The sequence below is a fragment of the Pseudonocardia sp. Ae505_Ps2 genome (assembly GCF_001932425.1).
Lineage (GTDB): Bacteria > Actinomycetota > Actinomycetes > Mycobacteriales > Pseudonocardiaceae > Pseudonocardia.
Genome location: NZ_MCIP01000001.1, coordinates 3,106,266 through 3,126,672, shown reverse-complemented (window position 1 = coordinate 3,126,672; position 20,407 = coordinate 3,106,266). Strand labels below are relative to the sequence as shown.

Genomic DNA, 20,407 nt, shown 5'->3' with positions numbered 1-20,407 from the left:
GCGATCAGTCCTGCAGCCATGCGGTGTAGTAGTTCGCGTAGGCGACGCCGTTGTAGGTCACGCCCTGCACCCGCGGGGACTGCGCGTAGATGCGCTGCACGATCTGGGTGATCGGCACGAAGTACCCCTGGTCGAGGACGTGGGCCTGCAGCTGGTCGAGGAGCTCGTTGCGCGCGGCGGGGTCCTTCGCCCCGGCGATGCCGTCGGCGAGCTGGTCGAGCTTCTGGTCGCTGCGGCCGAGGCCGAACCAGTTCTCCCCCTTGTTCGCGTCGGTGAGCACGCCGGAGACGGTGCCGGCGTCGATGAAGCTGCGGGTGACCTCGTAGGCGGGCACCGTGGGGCTCCCGACGACGACCTTCTGCGTGTAGTTGACGACGTCGAGTGCCTGGATCGGCGCCTCGATCCCGACCTTGCGCAGCTGCTGGGCGATCAGCTCGTCGATCGCCCTCGAGGTGGCGAGGTAGGGGTTGGGGTGCAGCGTGACCGAGAGACGCTTCCCGTCCTTGACGCGGATCCCGTCGGGGCCGGGCACCCAGCCGGCCTGGTCGAGCAGCGCCGTGGCCTTCGCCACGTCGAAGGCGAACGACGACGAGTGGTCGGTGGCACCGGGGACGTTGCTCTGGATGAACGACTCGGCCTTCTGCCAGTCCGGGGTGTAGACGGTCGCGATGATCTCGTCGCGGTCGATGGCGTGCTGCACGGCCTGGCGGACGCGGACGTCGTCGAACGGGGCGACCGTCGTGTTCAGCGCGAAGCCGTTGACGAAGCCGAGGTAGCGCGGGGTGGCGGTGGTCAGGCCCTGCGCCTTGAGCGTCTCCAGCTCCTTGGGCGAGGGGTTGTAGGCGACGTCGGCCTGCCCGGACTGCACCGAGGAGGTGCGGACCTGCTGCTCGGAGACGACCTTGTAGGTCAGCGTGTCGATCCGGGCCGGGCCCTGGTGGTCCAGCGCGGCGGGCGCCCAGTCGTAGTCGGGGCGCTTGCGGAGCACGACGTTGTCGTCGTCGCGCCAGGACTCGACGACGTACGGGCCGGAGCCGATGTCGTTCGACAGGTCGGCCTGCTGGGCGGCGGGCAGTGCGAGCGTCTTCGGCGAGATCAGGATCGAGCCGTGGTAGCCCAGGGTCGGGATGAAGCCCAGCGTCGGCGAGCGGAACGTGACCTGCACCGTCGTGGGGTCGACCGCCCGGGCGGCCTGGTAGGTCTTCGGGAACAGCCCGATCGGCTTGATGCCCTCGTCGGGGCGGCCCTTGGCCCAGATGTCGAGGTTCGCGACGACGGCGGCCGCGTCGACCGGGGACCCGTCGGAGAACGTGACACCGGGACGCAGCTTCAGGGTGAACTCGGTGGCGTCGGCGTTCTGCTGCCAGCTCTGCGCGACCCACGGCGACACGGCGCCCTTGTCGTCGACGTAGACGAGCTTGTCGGTGACGTGGCCCCACACGTGGCCCTGGAAGCTGGAGATCGAGCTGTCGTTCGGGACCCAGGTGTCGCCGAGCGAGTCGATGAGGAAGGTCAGGTCGCCGCCCTCGGTGGGGGCGCCGGCGGCGGTGTTCTGCACCGCTCCGGTGCCGCAGGCCGACGCGAGGACGGCGGCGGCGAGGACACCGGCGGCGGCGCGCAGCACCGACCGGCGGGAGGGGGTGGTCATCGGGGGTTCTCTTCCTGCGGGGTGGGGCGGGACAGGAGGCGGCGGCCGGCGTCGAGGAACGCGGCGTCCGCCTGCGGCGGGTGGACCCGCACGCAGAGCACGTCCCGCAGGTGCCGTTCGAACGGCAGGTGTCGGGTGAGCGCGGGGTTGCCCAGCGCGGCGACGGCGGTCTCGACCGCCGTGATCGCCGAGCGGGCGATCTGCACCTTGAGCAGCGAGAGCTGCGGCAGGTGCGAGGTCTCGCCGGAGCCCGCGCGCAGCAGGGCCCCGTACAGGAGGGTCTCGGCCTGCGCGACGTGGGCGTCGATCTCGCCGGCGACGGTGCGGATGCGGTCGGTCTCGGCGATCGGGCGCCCGAGCGCGGTGGGGACCCGCTCGCGGGCGTAGCGGACGAACGCGGCCCGGGCGGCGCGCGCCACCCCGACGTAGAGCGCGGGGTGGCCGAGGCTCGCCGGGCCGGTGACGGCGGCCGGGTCGCGGTAGACGCCGTCGTCGCCGCGGGGGATCTCGACGAACGCGTCGAGCGGGAGCGCGACGTCGTCGTAGACCACGTCATGGGTGTTCGAGGCGCGCAGGCCCAGGTGGTCCCAGGTCTCGACCCAGCTGATGCCCGGGGCGTCGGCGGGCACGAGCAGGTGCCCGACGCGCGGCTCGTCGTCGTCGGTGACCGCCCAGACCACGTGGTGGGCCAGCGCGGTGCCACCGGTGGCGTAGGCCTTGCGGCCGGAGAGCGACCAACCGTCGCGGGTGCGGCGGGCGACGGTGGCGGGCAGCCCGCCGCGGGCCGGGGCACCCAGCTCGGGCTCGGCACGCACCGCGTTGATCAGGACCGGCTCGTGCACCGAGCGGCGCAGGATCTCCGCGTAGGTGGCCTCCGGCCAGGTCGCGGCGGCGGCCTGGCCCTGGTGCGCGTTGAGGGTGTTCGCGGTGATCAGGGCGACCGAGGGGTCGCCCTCGCCGAGCGCGACGAGGATCCGGGCCGCGTCGAGCAGCGACACCCCGGGGCCGCCGTGCCGCCGGGCCACGGTGGCGGTGAGCAGCCCGGCCCGGTGCACCGCGGCGATGCCCGCCTCGGGGACGGCACCGCTGCGGTCGTAGGTCTCGGCCGTGGCGGCGAGCTCGGCGGTCACCGCGGCCAACGCGGCGTCGGACAGGTCCGGGACCGGGAGCGCCGCGGTCCGCTCGTCGAGCGCGGTCACAGGACACCGGCCAGCGCGTCGGCGTCGAAATCAGGGGCGAACGCGCCCGGGTGGTCGGCCTGCAGGGTGCCCCGGCGCCCGGTGGCGTCGCGGTGCGCGAGCTCCTCACGGACCAGGGGCAGCACCCGGCGGCCGTAGTCGGCGGCGTCGGCGAGGGTGTCGTAGCCGCGGATGGACACGAGGTCGGCACCCAGGTCGATGTAGTCGACGATCGCCGCGGCGACGGTCTCGGGGGTGCCGACCAGCGCGGTCGACGCACCGCCCGCGTTCGTGACGGCGGCGGTGCGGGTCCACAGCGCACGGTCGTAGACCTCGGCGCGAGCGGCGAACTCCAGTGCCCGCTGCGAGCCGACGTTCTGCGGGCTGCCGGTGAAGCGGTGCTTGGTCGCGCCGCGCCGGAAGCTCGCACCGATGGCGTCGGCGTAGCGGTAGGCCTTGGCCCACGCCAGCTCGTCGGTGCGGTCGACGATCGGGCGGAAGGTCACCCAGATCCGCGGCCGCGGCCGGCCCGCGGCGTCGGCGATCGCGTGCACCCGGCCGATCTGGGCGCGGATGTCGGCGAGCGGCTCGCCCCAGAAGCTGAACACGTCGGCCTGCCGGCCACCGATCTCGAACGCCTCGTCGGACTGGCCGCCGATGGAGATCGGGATGGTGTCGCCGTAGGGCGCGAAGCCGGGCCCGAAGTCGTCGAAGCGGTAGAACTCCCCGTCGTGGCCGAACGCCTCGGTCTCGGTCCAGGCGCGGCGCAGCAGCGTGATGAACTCGCTGGTGCGGGCGTAGCGGCGGGCCTTGGGCAGGTAGTCGCCCTGGCGGGCCTGCTCGGCGTCGCTGCCGCCGGAGATGAGGTGGACGACGGCGCGCCCCTCGGTCAGCTGGTCGAGCGTGGCGAGCTGCTGGGCCACCACCAGGGGGAAGGCGGTGTTCGGCCGGACGGCGACGATCGGGCGCAGCCGCTCGGTGAGCTGTCCGACCGCGGAGGCCACGACGAAGGAGTCCGCGGTGTTCGAGCCGTAGGGCAGCAGCGTGTAGTCGTAGCCGGACTCCTCCAGGGTGCGCACGTAGCGCCGGAAGTAGGGCAGGTCGATGCCGCGGGTCGGCAGCGGGGCGAGCTCGGTGGAGGGGTTCAGGTGCGACAGCGAGATGAACTCGACGCGGCGGGCGGCCGTCTCGGGAACGGTGTCGGACGGGGCGGTCACGGGCGTGTCGGGCACGGTGTCTCCTCGGTGCGGGTACGGGCGGACGGCCGGGGCGCGGCGGTGCGGCACGTCCGGGGCGGGTGTCGGGTCACGGGTGGGCGGTCGGGCGCTGCGGCCCGGGGAGGTCAGAGGGCCTTGCCGGGGTTGAGGACGCCGCGGGGGTCGAACACCGATCGCAGCCGCTGCTGCAGGTCCACCAGGTCGTCGCCGAGCTCGTCGCGCAGCCAGCGGCGCTTGAGCAGGCCGACGCCGTGCTCCCCGGTCAGCGTGCCGCCCAGGCGCAGTGCCGTCGCGAACACCTCCCCGGCGACGTCCCACACCTGCTGGTCGAGCTCACGGCCCGGTTCGAGGACGAGGATCGGGTGCAGGTTGCCGTCGGCGGCGTGCGCCATCGTCGCGATCCGGATCCCGCTGCGGGCCGAGATCGCGGCGATCGCGGTGACCGCCTCGGCGAGCCGCGAGCGCGGCACCGCGACGTCCTCGACGAGGACCCGGCCCAGCCGCTCCAGGGCCGGCAGTCCGGCGCGGCGGGTGGCGAGCAGAGCCTGCGACCCGGCGTCGTCGGTGGCGAGGTCGACCCGCGACGCGAGCGGGGCGACCACGGCGCGCACCGCGTCGATCTCCGCGGCGGCGCCGAAACCGTCGGTCTGGACCAGCAGGAACGCCGCCCCGTGCGACGCGGCCCCGCCGGCCGCGGCGATCGCGTCCAGGCACGTCGTGTCGAGCAGCTCGGCGACGGCGGGCTGCAGCCGGGCCGCGGTGATCGCGGCGGCCGCGGCGGCGGCCGTGGTGACGTCGTCGAACCAGGCGGCCAGGGTCGCGGTCGCGACCGGGACCGGCCGCAGCCGGACGGTCGCGCCGACGACCACCCCGAGGGTCCCCTCGGAACCGACGAACAGCCCGGTCAGGTCGTAGCCGGCGACGCCCTTGACGGTGCGCCGTCCGGTGGCGACCCGGCGGCCGTCGGCGAGGACGACGTCCAGGCCGAGCACGGCCTCGCGGGTGACGCCGTACTTGGCGCAGCGCAGCCCGCCCGCGTTGGTCGCGATGTTCCCGCCGATCGTGGAGATCGCCGCGCTGGCCGGGTCCGGGGCGTAGCGCAGGCCGTGCGCGGCGGCCGCGGCATCGAGGTCGGCGGTGAGGACCCCGGCCTCGACGACGGCGAGCTCGTCGACGGGGGAGATCTCCACGATCCGGTCGAGACCGCTCAGGTCGAGCACCACGCTCCCGGCCCCGGCGACCGCTCCCCCGGACAGCCCGGTCCCGGCCCCGCGGACGACGACCGGGGTGCCGGTGGCGTGGGCGTGGGTCAGCAGCTCGACGACGTCGTCCACCGAGCGGGCGGCGACGACGGCATCCGGGATCGAGCCCGGGTCGAACCCGGAGCGGTCCAGGCGGGCGGCGGTCCGGACGGCCGGGTCGGTGCTCCATCCCGTCAGGGCGGACGGGTCGGTACGGGGGTGGGTCACGGTGCTGACGGCACGGCTGGGCACAGGGAGGTCTGCTTCCGGTTCGGCGCCCCGCCGCGGACCGCAGGGCGGTACGGCGGGGGCGGGCCCGCCGGGAGGGCGGGTCGGGAGGGCGGCGCGCGGTGGGGGCACGCAGGGACCGGAGGAGGGACCCGGGGGGCGGCGCTGCGGCCGGGTCTCAGCGGGCGCGACAGCCCGCGGAGAACACGGTGCCGTGGTCGATCACGCGGCGCCGGGTGAACCCGGTCGGCGCGGGCGGCGGGCACGACGGTGCCGGACGGCGGCGCGGCGCCGCGGGCCCGGTCGAGGTCGTCGTGTCCACACCGACGAGTGAATCCCGGACGACCGGTCGGGGTCCAGCGACGAATCGGGATCGGTTCCGATCACGCGACGCGATCGATGACCGCGTGGCGCCCCGTCCGGGCGGCGTGCGGGCCTCGGCGCCGGTCACGGCCGCGCCCCGGTGGCGACCGGGCGCGCCGGGTCGTTCGACCACGCCGACCAGGACCCCGGGTACAGCGCGGCGCGCACACCGACCGCGGCGAGCGCGGCCACCTGGTGGGCGGCGGTCACCCCGGATCCGCAGTAGACACCGACCGGCCGGTCGAGCGCACCGAGCGCGGCGAAGCGGGCGCGCAGCGCGGCGGGGTCGCGGAAGCGGCCGTCGGGGGCGAGGTTGCCCCCGGTGGGAGCGCTCACCGCGCCGGGGACGTGCCCGGCGCGCGGGTCGACCGGCTCGGTCTCACCGCGGTAGCGCTCCCCGGCGCGGGCGTCGAGCAGCAGCCCGTCGCGGGCCAGCGCGGCGGCGGAGTCGGCGTCGAGGACCGGCAGCGCGCCGCCGGTGAGCACGACGTCGCCGGGCTCGGGGTCGGGCACGTCCCCGGACTCGACGGGCAGGCCCGCGGCGGTCCAGGCGGCCAGGCCGCCGTCGAGCAGCCGGACGTCGTCGTGCCCGGCCCAGCGCAGCAACCACCACGCGCGCCCGGCGGCGAGCCCGCCGGTGGCGTCGTACACCACGACCGGGCGGTCGGCGCGCACGCCCCAGCGCCGCGCCGCCGTCTGCAGGGCCGCGACGTCGGGCAGTGGGTGGCGGCCGTCGCGGGGGTCGTCGGAGTGCGCGGCGAGCTCGGTGTCCAGCGGCACGTACACCGCGCCGGGCAGGTGCCCGGCACGGTGGTGCTCGCGCCCGTGCGGGTCGCCGAGGGCCCAGCGGACGTCGAGCAGCACCGGCGGGGTGTCCCCCGCCAGCTCGGCGGCCAGCGCACCCGCGTCGACGAGCACGGACACCGAGGGCAGGGTCGCGGCCAGGTCGGCGTCGTCGAGGTCGTGCGCCCCGGCCCCGTCGGCGACGGCGCGGCGCACCCGGTCCGCGACGGCGGCGTTGCGCGGCGCCGTGGTGCCGTGCAGACCGGCGAGCAGCACGATCTCGCCGTTGAGGAAGTCGGTCTCCGGGCTCACCCCGCGGCGCAGGCTCTGCCAGGTGGAACGCCCCGCGGCCGGTGCTCCGGGCACCGGCCGCACCACCAGCGAACCGAGGTCCGCGGTGGACTCCGCACGGTGGTCGGCCGGGTCGACGCCCGCGGCCCGGTACACCTCGCGGGCCTCGGCGCGCAGCGCGGCCGCGGCCCGCTCACGCAGTCGCCCCGGCGGGTAGAGCGCGTCGAGCGCGTTGCCCAGCACCTGCGGGAGCTTGCCCGCCTTCCAGCGCGGCACGTCGTCGACGAGCTGGGTGGGGTGGCGGGCCGCGGTCAGGTCGGCGGCGATCTCCTCGGCGCGCGCGTCGCGGCCCGCCGGGTACCGGCCGAGCCAGACCAGCCCGGCCGCGGGTGCGCCCGGCGAGACGACCTCGCCGGGGGTGAGGTAGGCCGTCGGCGAGCGCACGACGGCGCCGTACACGGTCGTGAACCGGCGCAGCGCGGCCCGCTCGGTGTCCAGGCCGTTCTGCAGCACGACGACCGGGAGCGACACGGCCGCGGTGCCGTCGGCGACCGGGCGTGCGGCCCAGTGGGCCAGCGCCGCGTCGGCGTCCTGGGCCTTCGTGGCCAGCAGGAGCACGTCGTCGGCGCGCAGGGTCACCTCGTCCTGCGCGGCGGCGGGTACGCCGACCCGCCGCTCCCCCTCGGGACGCAGGTACCGCAGGCCGCCGCGGAGCGCGGCGAGCTGCGCACCGCGGGCGACGAGCACGACCTCGCGCCCGGCGAGGTGCAGCTCGGCGGCCAGCGTGGCGCCGACCGCCCCGGCGCCGACCACGACGTAACGCGTCACCGCGGCACCGCCGCGACCTCGACCCGGGCCAGCGGGGACCCGACACGCAGCCGCTCCAGGAACAGCACCGCGGTGGCGGCGGCGATGCGGTGGGTCGCGTCGTTGAGGGCGTCGTGCACACCGCCGGCGACGCCGACCAGCTCCCCGTCCGGGAGGGCGGCGTAGAAGTCGCGGACGTCGGCGAGCGGGCTGACCGCGTCGGCGGCGCCGTGCAGGCCGAGGACCGGCACCCCGATCGCGGCCGGGCGGGCCCGGTCGACCCAGCCGTCGGGGAGCCGGCCGGTGAGCGCGCCGCGGCGGACGGTGTCGTCGGCGTCGAGGCGGCCGCGATGGGTCGGGCAGGACGTGCGCAGCGCGAGCTCGTCGGCCCAGTCCGGTGCGCCCGGGGTGGTGTGCAGCGGGAGCCCGGCCAGCACGAGGCCGTCGATGCCGGCCGCGCCGTCGGCGACCAGCCCGGCCGCGAACAGCGCGCCGGTGTCGGAGCCGACCAGCACCCGCGGCGGCGGACCGGCCTCACCCGGCTCCTCGGACGGGGTGCGGTCGAGCAGCGAGCGGATCTGACCCAGGGTGCGGGCGGCGTCGACGGTGGGGTCGCTGACCGCCCAGACGCGGTAGCCGTCGGCGGCGATGCGCCTGCCGAACCGCTCGTAGACCGCGGCGTGCTCGCCGCGGCCCGGGACGACGACGACGGTGCCGCGGGGACGGATGCCCTCGGGCTCGGTCCAGGACGCGAGGACCGGGGTCGTGCCGACTGCAGTCATGGAGGACTCATCTCTTTCTCGGGTGACGTCGTCTCGGGTGACGCCGGAGGACACCGGCCCGGGGAGGGCCGGCGGAGGGCGACCGGGGCCGCGCGCTCCGGACGGGTCGCGACCGACCCGTGGTTCAGCGGGCCGGACAGGCCGCGGAGCAGACGGTGCCGTGGTCGACGACCCGGCGACGCGTGAGCCCGCCGTCACGGCACGCGACGGCGGCCGGAACGTGCCGGCCGGGGGTCGCGGAGCGCGGGCGGGTCATGCCCACCATCACAGACGGCCGGGGCGCCCGGGTCCAACGACGAATGCGCATCACAACCGATCGCGATCCGCGATCATTGTCGGTAGCCTCGGTACCGTGCCCGCCGTCCTCGACATCACCGCGCTGCGGAGCATCGTCGCCGTCGCCGACCAGGGCGGGTTCCACCGCGCGGCGCAGTCCCTGACGTTGTCCCAGTCCGCGGTCAGCCAGCACGTCCGTCGCCTGGAGAAGGCCGTCGGACGCCCGCTGGTCCGCAAGGACGGCCGGGTCAGCCGGTTCACCGCCGAGGGCGAGGCGCTGCTCGGCGAGGTCCGTCGCATCCTGGCCGCCCACGACGACGCACTGCGCCGTCTCGGCGTCGGCGACACCCGCGAGTCCCTGGTGCTGGGCTCCACCGAGCACGCCGCGGACGAGCTGCTGCCCCGGGTCATGGAGCGGCTGCAGGAGGTGTTCCCCGGTACCGCGGTGCGCTTCCGGCTCGACCGCTCCAGCCGGCTGAACGACGCCGTCGACCGCGGCACGCTCGATCTGGCGATGTACATCGGCGACGTGGTCGAGGGCCCCGGCGTCGCCGCCGGGGCGATCCCGCTGACCTGGTACGCGGCGCCGGGCTGGCGTCGTCCCGCGGACGGTCCGGTGCCGCTGGTCGTGATCGACTCGCCGTGCACCATCCGGCGTCGCGCCCTGCAGACGCTGTCCGCCGCCGGGATGGCGGCGACCGTCGTCGGGGAGGCCGCCTACCTCGCCGGGGTGCTGAACGCGGTGCGCGGTGGTCTGGGGGTCGCGCTCGTCGCCGGGCTGGGCGACCCGCCCGAGGGGCTGGAGGAGTGCACCGACCTGCCCGGGGCGCCGTCGGAGCCGCTGCACCTGCGGGTCCGGGCCGGGGCCGACCCCCGGCTGGTCGAGACGGCCAGCGCGGCGCTGGCCGCGGTGCTGCCGCCGGCCGGGGACCACCCGCCCCCGGCCGGCTGACCGCTCGCCGCTCAGGACGCCGCCCGGCGCGGCAGCCCGGGCGGGTTGATCCGGGAGTCCTGCAGCGCCTCGTTCTCCAGGTGCCACCGCGCCAGCACCTCGCCGTACTTGCCGCTCGCGATGAGCGCGTCGATCGCCTCGTGGATCGGGCCGACCAGCCCGTCGCCGCGGCGGGTCATGGCCGCGATGTCGGCCTGCACTCCCCCGCCGCCGCCGTTGAGCGAGCCGACCGCCTTCGTCGTGCCACCGGTGGCGACGTGGTAGGCGACGCCGGGGTTCGGGCCGAGGTAGGCGTCGAGGCGTCCGGAGTCCAGGGCGAGGTAGTAGTCACCGGTGTTCTGGTAGTACTGGATCGTCGCCGGTGCGACCCCCGCCGCCTCGTTCTGCCGGTTCCACTCGACCAGGATCTGCTCCTGGTTGGTGCCGGGCGCGACACCGATGGTGAGCCCGGAGATGTCGGCGGGCTTCTCGATCCGCTCCACCCTCCCCGCGTTGCGGGCCTCGAAGGTGACGGTGTCGACGCGGTAGGTCGCGAAGTCGTACTTGTCCTTGCGCTCCTCGGTCACGGTGATGTTGGAGAACCCCGCGTCGTAGGTGCCGGACTCGACCCCGAGGAACAGGTTCTCCCACGACGTCGGCTGCAGGTCGAGCCGCAGCCCGAGCGTGTCCGCGACGAGCTGGGCCAGGTCCGGCTCGACGCCGATGACGGTGCGGTCGTCGTCGGCGCGGAAGGACAGCGGCGGGTTCCCGCTGCCGGTGGTGGCCACGGTGAGCTCTCCCGACTCGCGGACCGCGGCGGGGACCGTCGCGGCGATGGCCTCGATGCGGTCCGCACGGACACGGTTCTGCTCCGGGCTGGTGTTCACCGCCGTCCCGGGGTCCACCGGGGCGGCCTGGTCGGGATCGGCGCCGGCGCAGCCGACGGCGGCGACCAGGGGCAGGACGAGGGCGACGGCCGCGAGGCGCAGGTGGCGCAGCGGCCGGGGGATCCGGGACATCGATACTCCTGTGGGGAGGTCGGCGCAGACCGGGGTCAGCGCAGGACCGCGCCGAGGAAGGCGCGGGTACGGGGTTCACGCGGGGTGTCGAGCACCGCGGCGGGCGGGCCGGACTCGACGACGCGGCCCTCGTCGAGGAACACGACGGTGTCGGCGACCTCGCGGGCGAAGCCGATCTCGTGGGTGACCACGACCATCGTCGTGCCGTCCCGGGCGAGATCGGAGATGACCTCGAGGACCTCGCCGACGAGCTCCGGGTCGAGCGCGGAGGTCGGTTCGTCGAACAGCAGCAGCTGCGGGTGCAGGGCGAGCGCGCGGGCGATCGCGACGCGCTGCTGCTGACCGCCCGAGAGCCGCCGCGGGTACTCGTCGGCCTTGTCGGCGAGCCCGACCCGGGCGAGCAGCTCACGGGCCTCGGCGTGGACGGTGGCACGGTCGCGGCGTTGCGCCGACAGCGGCGCCTCGACGACGTTCTCCAGCACCGTCAGGTGGGCGAACAGGTTGAAGCTCTGGAACACGAAGCCGATCCGGCTGCGCCGGCGCAGGATGCGCCGCTCCGGCAGTTCGTGCAACCGGGCGCCGACCCGCCGGTAGCCGATCAGCTCGCCGCCGACCCGGACCGTGCCGCGGTCGACCTTCTCCAGGTGGTTGATGGTGCGCAGCAGGGTGGACTTGCCCGACCCGGACGGCCCGATGACGACGGTGACCTCGCCGGGGGCGACGGTCAGGTCGACCCCGCGCAGCACCGGCAGCGGACCGAAGCTCTTGTGCACCCCGCGCAGCTCCACCATCGGGGCAGTGCCGGCGGCGGTCATGCCGTGGCCCCCCGCCGGCGCCGTCCGGACACCGCGGCCCGCGCGCGTTGCAACGGGGTCGGTGGCAGCGTGCGCTGCGCGCCGCGGGCGTAGTACCGCTCGACGTAGAACTGGCCGACCGACAGCGCACTGGTCAGCACCAGGTACCAGACGGCGGCGACCAGCAGCATCGGGATGACCCGTCCGGTCCGGGTGTAGATGACCTGCACCTGGTAGAAGAGCTCGGACAGCGCCATGATGTAGACCACCGAGGTGCCCTTGACCAGGCCGATCAGCTCGTTCGCCGCGGTCGGGACGATGATCCGCATCGCCTGCGGCAGCTGGATCCGCCGGAACCGGCGCCAGGCCGGGATGCCGAGCGCGGTGGCGGCCTCCAGCTGGCCGGCGTCGACGCCCAGGAACCCCGAGCGCACGACCTCGGCGGCGTAGGCGGCCTGGTGCAGGCCGAGCCCCAGCACCGCGGCGGTGACCGGGCTGACCAGCTCCATCGTGCCGAACTCGACGAACGACGGACCGAACGGGATGCCGATCGAGAGCCGGTCGTAGAGCAGGGCGAGGTTGTACCAGAACAGCAGCTGCAGGATCAGCGGCACGGACCGGAAGATCCAGATGTAGGTCCAGCTGACCGAGCGCAGCAGCGGGTTGGGCGAGAGCCGCATCACCGCGAGCACCGTGCCGAGCACGAACCCGACGACGATGCCGAGCACCGTGAGCTGCAGCGTCAGCAGCACCGCGTTCACGATGGACGGGGCGAACAGATAGCGGCCGACGGTCGGCCAGTCCCAGGCCGGGTTGGTGACCAGCGCGTTGACCGCCATCGCGGCCAGGACCGCCACCACCGCGGTCCCCGCCCACCGCCACGGGTGCCGGGCCGGGACGACCCGCAGGCCGGCGTCGTCGTCCCCGGTGGGCGGGACGGCGCCCGGGGCGGCCCGGGCCTCGGTGCGGCTGCTCACGCGAAGCCCCCGGTCAGGTACTTCTCGAACGGGTGCGGCCCGACCGTCTCCGGGTGCAGGGTCCGGTCGTAGAGCGGCGTGTAGCCCGCGGCGAGGTAGAGGTGGCGGGCCTCGGGCTGGCGCGGACCGGTCGTCAGGTAGATGCGCCGGTAGCCGCGGGCGGCGATCGTGTCCTCCAGCTCGGTGAGCACCCGGCGGGCCAGGCCGCGGCGGCGGTACGCCGAGCCGGTCCAGATCCGCTTGAGCTCGGCGGTGTCGGAGTCCCACCGGCGGAAGGCGCCCCCCGCGACGGGGGTACCGCCGTCGAGCAGCAGGACCACCCCGCCGGACGGTGGGGCGAACCGGCTCGCCTCGCGGAGGGTCTCGGCGTCGAGGTCGCCGAGGGTGTGGCCGTAGCGGACGCCGTACTCCTGGTCGAGCTCGACCAGCATCGGGCGGACGAGCGGGTCGGTGTAGGCGACCCAGCGGACCTCCGGGCGGGCGGAGGTGGTGGGCGGGGCGGGGTGGAGCGCGGTCACGGTGGGGACCTCTCGGTGCGAGCGCTGCCCTCGGGCAGGCGGGGACCGGCCGGCCGCGGTGGCGGGCGGTCCGGTGCGGGGCACGGGTGGAGAGGTCAGCGACAGAGCGCGGCGCCGGTGCGGCACAGGTCGACGTGCCGGCGACGGACCCAGCGCAGCCGGATCCGGGCCCGCTGCCCGGCGTCGGGCCGGTGCCTCGCGGGGCGGTGGGGCATCGGGGTCTCCCATCGGACCCGGCGGTAGCACCCTGCCCGGAACGGGGCGGGTTGCTGCGGCGTCGACGAGCCGGGACTCTCGACCGCTCTGGATGGACCTCACCACTGCAGCCGACGCACCGATCCGGTGTCAAGCGCGGACCGGGAGATCGGTCGTGGCATCACAGTGGGACGGCACGGTGCCCGGGCGCAGTGGCGCACCCCGTCGGCGCGGGCGGATCGCCGGACGACCCACCCGCGCCGCGGAGCGGGGTGCTCAGGTCGCGGCGGCCTCCTTCACCGCCGCCCCGACCCGGGCCCGCAGCTCGGCGAACTCCGGCGAGCCGCGCAGCGCCTCGGCGTCCACACCGGAGCGCGGCAGGTCGATCCGCAGGTCCAGCGCGATCCGTCCGGGGCGGGCGGTGAGCACCACGACCCGGGAGCCGAGGAACACCGCCTCGTCGGCGGAGTGGGTGACGAACACGCTGGTCCGGCCGGTCTCGTGGCTGACCCGGCGCACGTCGTCCTGCAGGCGTTCGCGGGTGAGCGCGTCGAGCGCGCCGAAGGGCTCGTCGAGCAGCAGCAGGTCCCGGTCGGCGGCCAGCGCCCTGGCGATCGCGACCCGCTGCTGCTGGCCGCCGGAGATCTCCCAGATCCGCCGGTCCGCGACACCGGTGAGCCCGACCCGCTCCAGCAGCCCCTCGCGGGCCACGGGACGGTCGGACGGGTTCACCCCCGCGTACTTCAGGGCGAGGTCGACGTTGCCGCCGACGCTGCGCCACGGGAACAGCCGCGGCTGCTGGAACACCACGCCGGCGCCGACACCCGGCTCGGGTGCCCGGCCGGCGACGGTCAGCGTCCCGTCGGTGGGCCGCTCGAACCCGGCGACCAGCCGGAGCAGAGTCGACTTGCCGCAGCCCGAGGCCCCGACCAGCACCAGGAACTCGCCGCGCTCGACGGTCAGGTCGAGCGGTCCGAGCGCGTGGACCCGGTCCCGGCGGCCCGGGTAGGAGTGCCCGAGCCCGGACGCGGCGATCGCCGGCACTCCCTCCCCCGCCGCGGCCCCGGTGTCGGGGTCCGTATCAGTGTCGGTGTCGGCGTCGGTGTCAGCCTGCGGCGAGGACATCCGGGAGACCCTTCGTGTAGATCGCCTTCTGGAAGGTCGCGAGGTCCGGCGCCGTGGGGATCTGCTTCTGCGCGGCGAGGAACTGGGCGGCGCTCTGCAGGTTCTGGGCGAGGTTGCCCGGGGCGCCGTCGGTGCCGAGCCACTCGGCGGAGGCCAGCTCCTGCGGGGACAGGAACACGCCCTGCTTCAGCTGGGACGCGGCGTTCTCGGGGGTCGTGCCGATCTCGGCGGCGACGGCCTGCGCGGCGGCCTGCGGGTCGTTGCGCACGGTCTCCAGGGCGCGGGCCTCGACCTTGCGCCAGGTGTCGACGACCTCGGGGTGCTGCTCGGCGAACGGGGTGGAGACCACCCCCAGGTCGAGGGTCGGCTTGCCGGCCGTGGCCAGCTCGCGGCTGGTGACCAGGGTCTTCCCGGTCTTGCGGAGCTCGTCGAGGGTCGGCAGCCAGGTGTAGACGGCGTCGACGTCGCCGCGCTCCCAGGCAGCCAGCGCGGCCTGCGGCTGCAGGTCGATCAGCTGCACGTCGGTGGGCTTCAGACCGGCACGGTCGAGGGCGGCGAGCAGGCTGTAGTGCGAGGTGGACGCGAACGCGGTGGCGACCCGCTTGCCGCGCAGCCCCGCGACGTCGGTGATCCCGGTGGCGTTGCGGGCGACGAGCGCCTCGTTGTCGCCGGCGACGTCGAGCACGAACGCGACCTGGTACGGGATGTTCAGCGGCGCGGAGAGCCCGCGGGCGACCGGGCTGGACCCGATCGCACCGAAGTCCAGCTCACCGGCGACGAACGCGGTGTTGATGTCCGCGCCGGAGTCGAACTTGGTCCACTGCACGTTCCAGTCGGGCAGGGCGTCCTCCAGCCAGCGGTTGTGCTTGGCGACCAGGTCGCCGCTGGGGAAGCTCTGGTAGGCGATGCGGATGGTCGGCTTGCCGGAGTCCTGCCCGGCAGGGCCGACGGCGCAGCCGGCGAGGACGCCGACAGCCAGCAGGCCCACGAGCAGTGCGGTCAGTCGGGTGCGGATGGTCATGCTCGTCCCCTCCACGGAACGGTGCGGCGCTCGACGGCGCGCAGCAGCGCGTCGATCACCAGGCCGGAGATGCCGATCGCGAAGATGCCGACGAGCACGACCGGGGTGTTGTTGTAGTTGCTGGCGTCCTTGACCATCCCGCCGATGCCGGGGATGCCGTTGAACAGCTCGGCCGCGACGACCGAGGAATAGGCGATGCCGACGGCCAGCCGGATGCCGGTGAAGGTCTCCGGCAGCGCCGACGGGACGATGACGTCCCGCACCACCTGGCCGCGGGTCGCGCCGAGCGCGCGGGCCGCCTCGACCAGCCCGACCGGTGCGGCGGCGACGGCCGCCGTGGTGGCGACGGCCGCCGGTGGGAAGGCGGCGAGCGCGAGCAGGGTGATCTTCGGTGCCTCGTCGATGCCCAGCCAGATGACCAGCAGGAAGAGGTACGCCAGCGGCGGCAGTGCCCGCAGGAACGTCAGCCACGGCTCCAGGACCCGGCGGACCCAGCCGACGGTGCCCATGAGCAGACCGACCAGCACACCGACGACCACACCGAGGACGACACCGGCCAGGACCCGGCGCAGGGTCATGTAGAGGTGCTCCCACAGCAGGTAGCCGCCGTAGCCGCGGGTGCCGTCGTGGGTGGTCGACACCTCCACGAACGCGCGCCACACCGTCGACGGGTACGGCACGAACGTCTCGTTCCAGACCCCGCTCGCCGCGGCGGCCTGCCAGACGGCGAGGAACACCAGCACCGACAGGACCGGCAGCAGCGCGGTACGGGGGTCGAACGCCAGGCGGCGCGGGGACGGGGGTGCGGCACGAGCCGCACCGGACGGAGTGTCGGTGGACGCGGACACGGTGGACCTCTCGGCGGGCACGGGGCGCGGACCGGCGCCGGGGTGGGCCGGGTCGTCCGCGCGCGGACGACGTGCCGGGGGCGGCCGCAGGCGCGGCCGTCGGCACGGGTGCGGACGAGGGCTCCGTCGTCTGAGGGCTCGCCGGTCACGGTTCGGGTGCAGCTCGCCCTCCACCGGGGCCCGCGGGAGCAGGGGCCGGCGGGCCGGACGGGGCGTGCACGGTCAGCGGCAGCCGACCGTGCACGGGGGACGGTGGCCGGACGTCGCGCGTCCTGCCGTCGTCCCCGCGGCACCGTAGAACAGATACCGGACGGCTGTGCCGCGGACAAGGACGGACCCACTGTCAGGAACACCACGCACCGGCCCCGTAACACCGGCCGGACCGTCCCGGTCTCCCGACCGGCGGGGCGGAGACCCACGTTGTCCGGACCGCGACCGTCGTTCGTCCACCGACCGGACGGGGGGGCGGGCGTGGCTTGCCGCCCGTGGAGCGGATCAGACACGATCGCTCCCATGACCGGAACCGCGCGTCTCGTCGCGCGCCTGCACGTGGACCTGGGTCGTACCCGGTCCGCACTCTGTCGCTGACCCGGTCACCCCCTCGGCCCGCAGCCCCACCGCACCCCCGCCCGGCGGCGGTGCCGGCCCGCTGCGCGCACGCCCGTTCCCGCCGCACCGACCTCGTCCGGGAGGACACCCATGACCGCAGTCCGTCCGAAGCAGACCGTCGTTCCGTTCGTCGTGCACTCCGAGGGCACCGGGGTCTTCCAGACCCTGCGCCCCGAGGGCGACGTCGGGCACGTCTTCACCGCCGACGCCTACCCGGCCTTCGGCGGCGCCGACTCCGCGCCCAGCCCGCTGTTCTACGCACTCGGCTCCCTGACCTCGTGCAACCAGGTGACGGCGAGCCTGGTCGCGAAGGACCTGGGGATCCGCCTGGGCCACTGGACCTTCGAGGTGCGCGGTGACCTCGACACCGCGGTGCTCGTCGGTGGCGCCGAGGGCAACGCCAACTTCGACCGGGTGCAGGTCCGGGCCACCGTCGAGACCGACGCGACGCCCGAGCAGTTCGAGCGGCTGGTGTCGGAGACCGCGCGGCGGTGCCCGGTCACCCAGCTGTTCGAGCGCAGCGGCCTGGAGTTCGCCAACGACTGGACCCCGGTGGCGCTGCCCGACGCCGGCTGACCCGGCACCGCCGTCCCGCTCCCCGCACCGCACGGGCGGGCCGGTCGCGCTGGACCAGTGCGACCGGCCCGCCCGTCGCGCCGGGCACCGGCCGGTGGGAGGGGCCGGGGTCAGGCGGCGGCGGTGAACCCGGCCGCACGGCCGGCGTCGTCGGGGCCCCACAGCGTCGTCGACACCTCGCGACGCACCAGCGGCACCACCTCGGTCGCGAACCGGGTCAGCACCTCGTGCTGGCGTGCGTAGGGCAGCACCGGGTTGACCGACACCGACTGGACGTCGTGGCCGTAGGCCCCGTGGTAGTCGAGGATCTTCGCCGCGACCCGCTCCGGGCTCCCGACCAGCGCGGGGCCGTGCGCCACCGCCTCCTCGACGGTCGCGAACGAGGTGGCCTTGCCCGGACGGTCGTCCCCGGCGTGCGCGGCCCGCATCTTCGCGGCGAACCCCTCGTAGACCGGGCGGTACTCCGCGATCGCCTCGGCGTCGGTGTCGGCGAGGAACAGCCCGCCCGAGCCGGAGCCGACGTAGCCCAGCGCCGGGTCGTGGCCGTGCTCGACGAGCTTCTCCCGGTAGCGGTCGATGAGGACGCGGTAGTTCTCCCGCGGCTGCAGCGCGTTCGCCGAGAAGATCGGGTCGCCCCAGCGGGCGGCGAGGTCGACGGCGACGGTCGAGGTCGCCGAGCCGTGCCAGATCCGGAACGGGCCCGCGAACGGCCGTGGGAAGGTCGTCACGCCCGCCAGGTCGGCGTGGTGGGTGCCCTTCCAGTCCACCCCGTCCTCACGCAGCAGGCGGCGCAGCAGCTCGTAGTTCTCGGTGAGGTACTCGTACTGGCGGCCGAGCTCGAGCCCGAACATCGGGAAGTGCCGGTCCTCGTTGCCCTTCCCGATCACGATCTCCAGCCGGCCGCCGGAGAGCTGGTCGACCGTCGCGTAGTCCTCGGCCACACGGACCGGGTCGAGCAGCGACAGCACCGTCACCCCGGTGGAGAGCAGGATCCGGGACGTGGCCTGGGCGATCGCTCCCAGCAGCACGGTGGGCGCGGACGAGACGAACTCTCCGGCGTGCCGCTCGCCGACGGCGTAGGAGTCGAACCCCAGCCGCTCGGCGAGCACCGCGGTGTCCACCACCCGACGCAGTCGCTCGTGGGTGTCGACGATCTCGCCGGTCACCGGGTGCGGGGCGTGCGGAACGATGTCGAGAACCTGGAACCTCATGGGAAGCACCGCCTCACGCGCGGCCGCGCCGCACGCGTCGTCATCGGACGTGCCGGGTGGGGCCGGGCGCCGGCGGAGCGCGGGTGCGCCGGGGGCGTCCCGGCCGGACCGGGCCGTCGCGCGGTCCCGCGGACGGGCGGCGCGGCGGGGCGGCCGGCACGACGTCGACGGTAGCAAGCAGCACCGGGGTTGCGCCCCCGTCGCGCGCGGGGTGAGGATCGGCGGGCGACGGCGTCGCCCCGGGCCGGACCCGCTCGGAGCGCACCGCCCGACCCGCGCCCCGGCCCGCCCACGTCCCGCGTCGGGCTCGCCGGGAGCGCACACCCCTCGCCCGGCCCGGTCGTCGCGACCGCCCCGGGCACGTCCGGAGGTCTGCCGTCGTGCCCGTACCGCTGTCCGTACTCGACCTCTCCCCGGTGCCGGCCGGTTCGACCGTCGCCGACGCCCTGCGGGACACCCTCGACCTGGCCCGCTCCGCCGAACGGGCCGGCTACGCCCGGTTCTGGCTCGCCGAGCACCACCTCAACCCGGGCGTCGCGGGGGCATCGCCCGCCGTCCTGATGGGCGCCGTCGCCGCCGCGACCACCACGATCCGGGTCGGTTCGGGGGCGGTGCAGACCGGCCACCGGACCCCGCTGTCGGTGGTGGAGGACTTCGGGACCCTCGACGGGCTGCACCCCGGCCGGATCGACCTCGGACTCGGCCGCTCCGGCGGGCCGCGCCCGCCGGCCCGCGAACCGGACGGACGCGGCGACCGCGTGGTCGACGGCGTGCTGATCCCCGCCCCGGTGTCGCTCGCCGCGCTCGCGACCTCGCCCCGGTTCCGCGCCACGACGGTCGCGCTGCGCCAGCCGGGGGCGCAGGCGCCGCCGTACGAGGCGTTCCTCGACGCCGTCGAGGGGCTGATCGCCGGCACCTGGGCCCCGGGCGGGGTGCAGGTCCGGGCCGTCCCCGGCGAGGGGGCCGGCCTGCAGACCTGGGTGCTCGGCTCCAGCGGCGGGGAGAGCGCCGTGCTCGCCGGGCGCCGTGGGCTGCCGTTCGCGGCGAACTACCACGTCAGCCCGGCAACGGTGCTCGACGCCGTGGCCGCCTACCGGGAGGCGTTCCGGCCGTCGGACCGGCTGGACCGACCGCACGTGATGGTGTCCGCGGACGTCGTCGTGGGCACCGACGACGCGCACGCCGCCCGGATCGCGGCGGGCTTCGCCCCGTTGGTGCACAGCATCCGCACCGGGGTGGGCGCCATCCCCTACCCCCGCCCCGAGGACGCCGTGGCACTCCCGGCCGACCCGGCGCTGGTGACCGACCGGGTCGCGACCCGCCTCGTCGGCGGGCCGGCCGCCGTCGCCGACGGTCTGGAGCGGCTGCGCGCCGTCACCGGCGCCGACGAGCTGCTCCTGACCACCATCACCCACCGGCACACCGACCGGGTCGCCTCGCAGGAGCTGCTGGCGCGGGAATGGGCCACCCGGGCCTGAGATCCCACCCAGCGGGACGCACGGGAGCCGGCGGTCCGCACACCTCCTGTCACCCGTCCCGCGGTCCGGACACCGTTTTGTGAAGGTCCGGACGCCGTGGTCACCTGGTGGCATGAACACCGGCCGGCGCACCCCGTCACGCACGGTCGCCGTCGGTCCAGGCCGGGACCTCACCCGTCGTCGCCACGTGGACCTGCTCCGCCTCGCCGGCTGCACCTGTCGCTGACCGCGGCGATCCCGCCGCGCCGTGCCGCCCGTGCCGCGGGCCGCCCCGTCGTGCGCCCACCCCTG

Annotated in this window: 19 protein-coding genes, 1 pseudogene and 1 riboswitch; of the genes and pseudogenes, 3 read left to right on the top strand and 17 right to left on the bottom strand. The window is 75.5% G+C overall.

Annotated features, from left to right (window positions below):
• Window positions 1-4 precede the first annotated feature (4 nt).
• The 9 genes and pseudogenes from Ae505Ps2_RS14990 to Ae505Ps2_RS34020 all read right to left on the bottom strand — a co-directional run bounded on the left by Ae505Ps2_RS14990 (window position 5) and on the right by Ae505Ps2_RS34020 (window position 8,794).
• Window positions 5-1,648 carry an ABC transporter substrate-binding protein gene (locus Ae505Ps2_RS14990; protein WP_075553716.1) on the bottom strand — a complete coding sequence of 548 codons (1,644 nt, stop codon included), beginning with the start codon at window positions 1,646-1,648 and terminating at the stop codon, window positions 5-7.
• Window positions 1,645-2,847, bottom strand: coding sequence for an acyl-CoA dehydrogenase family protein (locus Ae505Ps2_RS14985; RefSeq protein WP_075307405.1), 1,203 nt, complete (start codon window positions 2,845-2,847; stop codon window positions 1,645-1,647). Before Ae505Ps2_RS14985 ends, Ae505Ps2_RS14990 begins: the two co-directional genes overlap by 4 nt.
• Window positions 2,844-4,058, bottom strand: a complete 1,215-nt coding sequence (locus tag Ae505Ps2_RS14980) for an LLM class flavin-dependent oxidoreductase (protein WP_233147606.1) — start codon at window positions 4,056-4,058, stop codon at window positions 2,844-2,846. Before Ae505Ps2_RS14980 ends, Ae505Ps2_RS14985 begins: the two co-directional genes overlap by 4 nt.
• 110 nt (window positions 4,059-4,168) lie before the next feature.
• Complete coding sequence (locus Ae505Ps2_RS14975; RefSeq protein ID WP_075307408.1) at window positions 4,169-5,512, bottom strand: FAD-linked oxidase C-terminal domain-containing protein; 1,344 nt, start codon at window positions 5,510-5,512, stop codon at window positions 4,169-4,171.
• A gap of 178 nt (window positions 5,513-5,690) precedes the next feature.
• On the bottom strand, window positions 5,691-5,834 hold the full coding sequence (locus Ae505Ps2_RS32030) for a hypothetical protein (RefSeq protein WP_020622810.1): 144 nt from the start codon (window positions 5,832-5,834) through the stop codon (window positions 5,691-5,693).
• Between the two features lie 125 nt (window positions 5,835-5,959).
• Complete coding sequence (locus tag Ae505Ps2_RS33430; RefSeq protein WP_233147782.1) at window positions 5,960-6,793, bottom strand: sulfurtransferase; 834 nt, start codon at window positions 6,791-6,793, stop codon at window positions 5,960-5,962.
• An 87-nt stretch (window positions 6,794-6,880) separates the two neighbouring features.
• A pseudogene (locus Ae505Ps2_RS33425) lies at window positions 6,881-7,762 on the bottom strand (2-dehydropantoate 2-reductase N-terminal domain-containing protein); the annotation flags it as partial.
• 11 nt (window positions 7,763-7,773) lie between these two features.
• Complete coding sequence (locus tag Ae505Ps2_RS14965) at window positions 7,774-8,538, bottom strand: lysophospholipase (RefSeq protein ID WP_075553715.1); 765 nt, start codon at window positions 8,536-8,538, stop codon at window positions 7,774-7,776.
• Window positions 8,539-8,662: 124 nt separating this feature from the next.
• Window positions 8,663-8,794 (bottom strand): hypothetical protein, encoded by a 132-nt coding sequence (locus Ae505Ps2_RS34020; RefSeq protein WP_255407920.1) that lies wholly within the window; start codon window positions 8,792-8,794, stop codon window positions 8,663-8,665.
• 96 nt (window positions 8,795-8,890) lie between these two features.
• Between Ae505Ps2_RS34020 and Ae505Ps2_RS14960 the strand changes: the two genes are divergently transcribed.
• Window positions 8,891-9,766, top strand: a complete 876-nt coding sequence (locus Ae505Ps2_RS14960) for a LysR substrate-binding domain-containing protein (RefSeq protein ID WP_075553714.1) — start codon at window positions 8,891-8,893, stop codon at window positions 9,764-9,766.
• 11 nt (window positions 9,767-9,777) lie between these two features.
• On the opposite strand, the gene Ae505Ps2_RS14955 is transcribed toward Ae505Ps2_RS14960, so the two are convergent.
• From Ae505Ps2_RS14955 to Ae505Ps2_RS14925, 7 genes are all read right to left on the bottom strand, one after another.
• Window positions 9,778-10,764, bottom strand: a complete 987-nt coding sequence (locus Ae505Ps2_RS14955) for an ABC transporter substrate-binding protein (protein ID WP_083695742.1) — start codon at window positions 10,762-10,764, stop codon at window positions 9,778-9,780.
• A 35-nt stretch (window positions 10,765-10,799) separates the two neighbouring features.
• On the bottom strand, window positions 10,800-11,579 hold the full coding sequence (locus Ae505Ps2_RS14950) for an amino acid ABC transporter ATP-binding protein (protein ID WP_075553713.1): 780 nt from the start codon (window positions 11,577-11,579) through the stop codon (window positions 10,800-10,802).
• Window positions 11,576-12,535, bottom strand: a complete 960-nt coding sequence (locus Ae505Ps2_RS14945) for an amino acid ABC transporter permease (protein WP_226359841.1) — start codon at window positions 12,533-12,535, stop codon at window positions 11,576-11,578. Before Ae505Ps2_RS14945 ends, Ae505Ps2_RS14950 begins: the two co-directional genes overlap by 4 nt.
• On the bottom strand, window positions 12,532-13,053 hold the full coding sequence (locus tag Ae505Ps2_RS31225) for a GNAT family N-acetyltransferase (RefSeq protein WP_020627245.1): 522 nt from the start codon (window positions 13,051-13,053) through the stop codon (window positions 12,532-12,534). Before Ae505Ps2_RS31225 ends, Ae505Ps2_RS14945 begins: the two co-directional genes overlap by 4 nt.
• Before the next feature lie 221 nt (window positions 13,054-13,274).
• Window positions 13,275-13,367: riboswitch (SAM riboswitch) on the bottom strand.
• 157 nt (window positions 13,368-13,524) lie between these two features.
• On the bottom strand, window positions 13,525-14,373 hold the full coding sequence (locus Ae505Ps2_RS14935) for an ABC transporter ATP-binding protein (RefSeq protein ID WP_075307418.1): 849 nt from the start codon (window positions 14,371-14,373) through the stop codon (window positions 13,525-13,527).
• Window positions 14,354-15,394: a glycine betaine ABC transporter substrate-binding protein gene (locus tag Ae505Ps2_RS14930; RefSeq protein WP_075307420.1), complete on the bottom strand. Its 1,041-nt coding sequence runs from the start codon at window positions 15,392-15,394 to the stop codon at window positions 14,354-14,356. The genes Ae505Ps2_RS14935 and Ae505Ps2_RS14930 overlap by 20 nt, the downstream gene beginning before the upstream one ends.
• Complete coding sequence (locus tag Ae505Ps2_RS14925) at window positions 15,391-16,242, bottom strand: ABC transporter permease (RefSeq protein ID WP_075312076.1); 852 nt, start codon at window positions 16,240-16,242, stop codon at window positions 15,391-15,393. The genes Ae505Ps2_RS14930 and Ae505Ps2_RS14925 overlap by 4 nt, the downstream gene beginning before the upstream one ends.
• 699 nt (window positions 16,243-16,941) lie before the next feature.
• On the opposite strand from Ae505Ps2_RS14925, the gene Ae505Ps2_RS14920 reads away from it, so the two are divergent.
• Window positions 16,942-17,427 (top strand): OsmC family protein, encoded by a 486-nt coding sequence (locus Ae505Ps2_RS14920; RefSeq protein ID WP_075333625.1) that lies wholly within the window; start codon window positions 16,942-16,944, stop codon window positions 17,425-17,427.
• Between the two features lie 110 nt (window positions 17,428-17,537).
• Here the strand turns inward: Ae505Ps2_RS14920 and Ae505Ps2_RS14915 are convergent, their stop codons facing one another.
• A complete protein-coding gene (locus tag Ae505Ps2_RS14915; protein WP_075307424.1) occupies window positions 17,538-18,638 on the bottom strand; it encodes an LLM class flavin-dependent oxidoreductase in 1,101 nt (366 codons plus the stop codon).
• Between the two features lie 380 nt (window positions 18,639-19,018).
• On the opposite strand from Ae505Ps2_RS14915, the gene Ae505Ps2_RS14910 reads away from it, so the two are divergent.
• Complete coding sequence (locus Ae505Ps2_RS14910; protein ID WP_075307426.1) at window positions 19,019-20,116, top strand: LLM class flavin-dependent oxidoreductase; 1,098 nt, start codon at window positions 19,019-19,021, stop codon at window positions 20,114-20,116.
• Window positions 20,117-20,407 lie beyond the last annotated feature (291 nt).